The sequence below is a fragment of the Caballeronia sp. M23-90 genome, from assembly GCF_053574605.1.
In genome coordinates this window covers 1-4,386 of the sequence record NZ_JBSIPA010000521.1, presented here as the reverse complement: position 1 = coordinate 4,386, position 4,386 = coordinate 1, and the positions used below count along the sequence as shown (strand labels likewise).

Below are 4,386 nucleotides of genomic sequence, written 5' to 3'. Positions count from 1 at the left end.
GCCGCCGACCAGAATGGTTTGTAGCATGGATCCGCCGGTGTAACGGAGCCCTATGCCATTCGGCCAGGTTTCGCCAGGGCCACGTTCGGGCAATACTGCATCAACGCCTGCCGCGCAAGCCGCACGACCCTTGCCACTTGTTCTGTGTCGCCCGGAAGAAGCACGGCACATGTTTCACCGCGGTAGCGCTTGCGCCAGTCGGTGAGATACGCGCGTTCGATATCCTGGTCTGTCAGTTCCGTGCCGTTGACTGTGATTGCCATGATGTTCCTTTCCAAACAATAAGCGCGAACAAGCGCCGATCAGCGCGGCCGCACGAGCTGCCATGCGCGGCCCAGATACGTCACGGAAGCGAAGCCGCTCCAGACATGCACGAGCCGCGTGAACGGGAAGATCACGAAGAGCGTCATGCCCATGAAGAGATGCAGGCGGAACAGCAGCGGGGTGTTCGCAACGAAGCTGGCGGCGTCGCCCCGGAACGTGACCACGTGCTGCGCCCACGTCATCAACTGAACCATCATGTGGCCGTCCATATGAGCGGACGATTCTCCGATCGTCGTCAGTCCCAGCAGCAGCGTGCAAAGAATCCAGAGCAGCAGGACCTTGTCGCCCGTGCGGGTGACGGCCGAAACACGCGCGTTGGTCATGCGCCGATGAATCAGGATCAGCAGTCCCGACAGGCACAGCCATCCCATGATGCCGCCGGCGATCATCGCGACGGCTTGTTTCGTGCTGTGATCGACACCGAGAAAATCCCATACGGCGACCGGCGTCAGCAAGCCGGCGAGATGCCCGAAGAACAACCCGAGAATGCCGATGTGAAACAGGATATTGCCCAGCCGCAAATTGCCGCGATGAAGCATCTGCGAGCTGTCGGTTTTCCATGTGTACTGCTCGCGCTCGAAACGCGCAAGGCTGCCGAACAGGAAGATGGCGGCCGCGATATACGGATAAATGCCGAACAGAAATTGATTGAACATGAGCGGGTCCCTTGAACTCAGTTGGCCGTGGCCGGTGGACGCGGATGGAAATGCACCGGCTGGGCCATCGGCGTGGACGTGGATGGAGCAAGCAGCGGTTCGACTCCGTCCGCGCCCGGGCCGAAGCGTTCGAGCGCCTCGTCCATGTCGCGAATGGGTGGAATCTCGGCGGCTTGCGGGACGACATCGGTCATTGAACGCAGGACTGTGAAGACACCGGCGTACGGGCTTTGATCGCGAGCAAGACGGTCGCCTAACGCGGCGAGGACGTGGATGGCTTCGTCGAGTAACGCACGTGCTTCGGAAGGCTCGATGTTGCCAAGGACTTCCAGAAACAGCGGCACGTGGTCCGGCAATTCGTTCGTCGCCATTTCGAGGCCATGCCGGCGGTATTCATCGAGCAGATCGACCATGGCTTGTCCGCGGTCCCGGCTTTCGCCGTGAACGTGCTCGAACAGATGCAGCGAATGCGCGGGATTACGGTCGAATGTCGCGACGTAATTCTCCTGCAACTCGATCAACGGGGATGCATTGAGCAAGGCGACGAGCGGCTGTAGCGCGGCGCGGGTCGTGTCCGGGAACGCTTGCAGCTCCTGATCGATCTCGCCAAGTGCATCGAGCAATTCCTGCTCGGGGTAGTCAAGCAAGGTCGCGAGCAACGTGTAGATGGAAAGCGTAGCGTTCACGACGAGACCTCAGCTTGCTTGCGCGACTTCGGCATGTCGGCGAATACCACGCTGCCCTGCGGTTTCTTGCCGAACAACGATCCTTCCGAGACCCCGCCCGAGCAGCCATTGCCAAACGTAAAGCCGCAACTGCCTTTGTCGTTGAAGCTGTCTTCGACGATTTCCTTATGCGATGACGGCACGACGAAACGGTCTTCGTAGTTCGCAATGGCCATCGTCTGGTACATGTCTTCAACTTGTGCGGGCGTGATGTTCAGGCCCTTCAGCAATTCCGGTTCGGCGCGGCCATGCACGACTTCAGCGCGCTTGAACGCGCGCATGGCGAGCATGCGTTCGAGAGCGGACGTGACTGGGGCTTCGTCGCCGGCGGTCAGCAGGTTGGCCAGATACTTCACCGGAATGCGCAGGCTCTTCACGTCCGGAATGATGCCGTCCATGCCGATATGACCCGCATCCGCCGCCGATTGAATCGGCGAAAGGGGCGGGATGTACCAGACCATCGGCAACGTCCGGTACTCGGGATGCAGCGGAAACGCGACCTTCCATTCAACCGCCATCTTGTAGACCGGCGACTTGCGTGCGGAATCCAGCCAGCTTTGCGGAATGCCTTGCGCGAGCGCTTCGGCCTGCACGGCGGGATCGTGCGGATCGAGGAACAGATCGAGCTGCGACTGATACAGGTCCTTCTCGTTTTCAATCGATGCCGCGTCGCCAATCTTGTCGGCGTCATAGAGCAGCACGCCGAGATAGCGAATCCGTCCCACGCACGTCTCCGAGCATACGGTCGGCTGACCTGCTTCGAGTCGCGGATAGCAAAAGATGCACTTTTCGGCCTTGCCGCTTTTCCAGTTGAAGTAGATCTTCTTGTACGGGCACCCCGAGATGCACATGCGCCAGCCGCGGCACTTGTCCTGATCGACGAGAACAATGCCGTCGTCTTCGCGCTTATAAACAGAACCTGACGGGCACGACGCCACGCACGCCGGGTTCAGGCAGTGCTCGCACAGCCGCGGCAAATACATCATGAAGGTGTTTTCGAAGGTGGCGTACATCTCCTTCTGCACGTTCTCGAACAACGCGTCACGTCCGCGCGATGAAAACTCGCCGCCCAGGTCGTCTTCCCAGTTCGGACCCCAGACGATCTTGTCCATCTTCTTGCCGGTGATCACTGAAACAGGGCGCGCGGTCGGCGGCGTCTCGCTCAGGCGCGCTTTCTGCAAATGCTCGTAGTCGAACGTGAACGGCTCATAGTAATCGTCGATAGCCGGCAGATTCGGGTTCGCGAACAGGTTTGCGAGCACCTTCAGCTTGCCGCCCTGGCGTGGACGCAGTCGGCCAGATGCATCGCGTATCCAGCCACCTTGCCACTTCTTCTGGTTCTCCCATTCCTTCGGATAACCGATGCCGGGTTTCGTCTCCACATTGTTGAACCACGCGTACTCCACGCCGTCGCGCGAGGTCCACACGTTCTTGCACGTCACGGAGCACGTATGGCAACCGATGCATTTATCCAGATTCAACACCATTGCGACTTGCGCACGAATTTTCACGATGCAGCTCCTTCATGTTCCTTCAGCGGACCTTCGAGCCACGCCACTTTTTTCATCTTGCGCACGATCACGTACTCGTCGCGGTTCGATCCCACGGTGCCGTAGTAGTTGAAACCGTAGGCTTGCTGCGCGTACCCGCCGATCATGTGCGTCGGCTTGAGTACCGTGCGCGTGACCGAGTTGTGGATGCCGCCGCGCATGCCGCTTGTCTCGGCGCCCGGCACGTTCACGATCTTTTCCTGCGCGTGATACATCAGGCACATGCCTCGCGGCACGCGCTGGCTCACCACGACCCGCGCTGTCAGCGTGCCGTTCACGTTGAACACTTCCACCCAGTCGTTATCGACGAGACCCGCTTCTTTTGCCTCTGCTTCCGACACCCACACGTGAGGTCCGCCGCGCGAGAGCGTCAACATGCGCAGGTTGTCCGAGTAAGTGGAGTGGATGCCCCATTTCTGGTGCGGCGTGATCCAGTTGAGCACGAGCTCATGCTCGCCGTTGGGCTTTGCGCCAAGCATGGCGGTGACGGTTTTCGTGTTGATCGCCGGCCGATACACGCACGAGCCTTCGCCGAAATCCAGCATCCAGCGATGATCCTGGTAGAACTGCTGGCGGCCCGTCAGCGTGCGCCATGGGATCAGTTCATGCACGTTCGTATAACCGGCGTTGTAGCTCACTTCCTCGGATTCGAGGCCCGACCATGTGGGCGCGGAAATGATCTTGCGCGGCTGCGCCTGGACGTCGCGGAAACGGATCTTGTCGTGCTCGCGGCCAAGCGCGAGGTGCGCGTGTTCGCGTCCCGTGATCTTCGACAACGCTTCCCACGCCTTGACTGCCACATGCCCGTTGGTTTCCGGCGCGAACGTGAGGATCATCTCGGCTGCATCGATAGCCGTATCCAGACGCGGACGTCCCAGGCTCACGCCCGGTTCGGTGACGGTTTTCGTGATGTCCGCGAGCTCGCCGACTTCGTGCTTGCTGTTCCAGTTGATGCCCTTGCCGCCGTTGCCTTGCGTATCGAGCAGCGGTCCGACCGACGTGAACTTGCGATACACATCCTTGTAGTTACGCTCGACGACGGTCATGGACGGTGCGGTCTTGCCCGGGATCAGGTCGCATTCGCCCGCGCGCCAGTCCTTCGGCTCGAACGGCTGGCCGAGCTCGCCGGGA

General features: G+C 60.4%; 5 protein-coding genes. All 5 read right to left on the bottom strand.

Features of this window, described 5'->3' with window-relative positions; all coding sequences use genetic code 11:
* Nucleotides 1-50: 50 nt before the first annotated feature.
* Nucleotides 51-263 (bottom strand): hypothetical protein, encoded by a 213-nt coding sequence (locus ACRXB1_RS31595; RefSeq protein ID WP_449494278.1) that lies wholly within the window; start codon nucleotides 261-263, stop codon nucleotides 51-53.
* A gap of 39 nt (nucleotides 264-302) precedes the next feature.
* Entirely contained in the window at nucleotides 303-980 is a 678-nt protein-coding gene (narI, locus tag ACRXB1_RS31590; RefSeq protein ID WP_449494277.1) for a respiratory nitrate reductase subunit gamma, read from the bottom strand.
* A gap of 17 nt (nucleotides 981-997) precedes the next feature.
* Nucleotides 998-1,666, bottom strand: a complete 669-nt coding sequence (gene narJ, locus ACRXB1_RS31585; RefSeq protein WP_375507500.1) for a nitrate reductase molybdenum cofactor assembly chaperone — start codon at nucleotides 1,664-1,666, stop codon at nucleotides 998-1,000.
* Nucleotides 1,663-3,216: a nitrate reductase subunit beta gene (gene narH / locus ACRXB1_RS31580; RefSeq protein ID WP_449494276.1), complete on the bottom strand. Its 1,554-nt coding sequence runs from the start codon at nucleotides 3,214-3,216 to the stop codon at nucleotides 1,663-1,665. The genes narJ and narH overlap by 4 nt, the downstream gene beginning before the upstream one ends.
* Nucleotides 3,213-4,386 (bottom strand): molybdopterin dinucleotide binding domain-containing protein (locus tag ACRXB1_RS31575; protein WP_449494275.1); only part of this gene is annotated, 1,174 nt, incomplete at its 5' end. The genes ACRXB1_RS31575 and narH, both read right to left, overlap by 4 nt.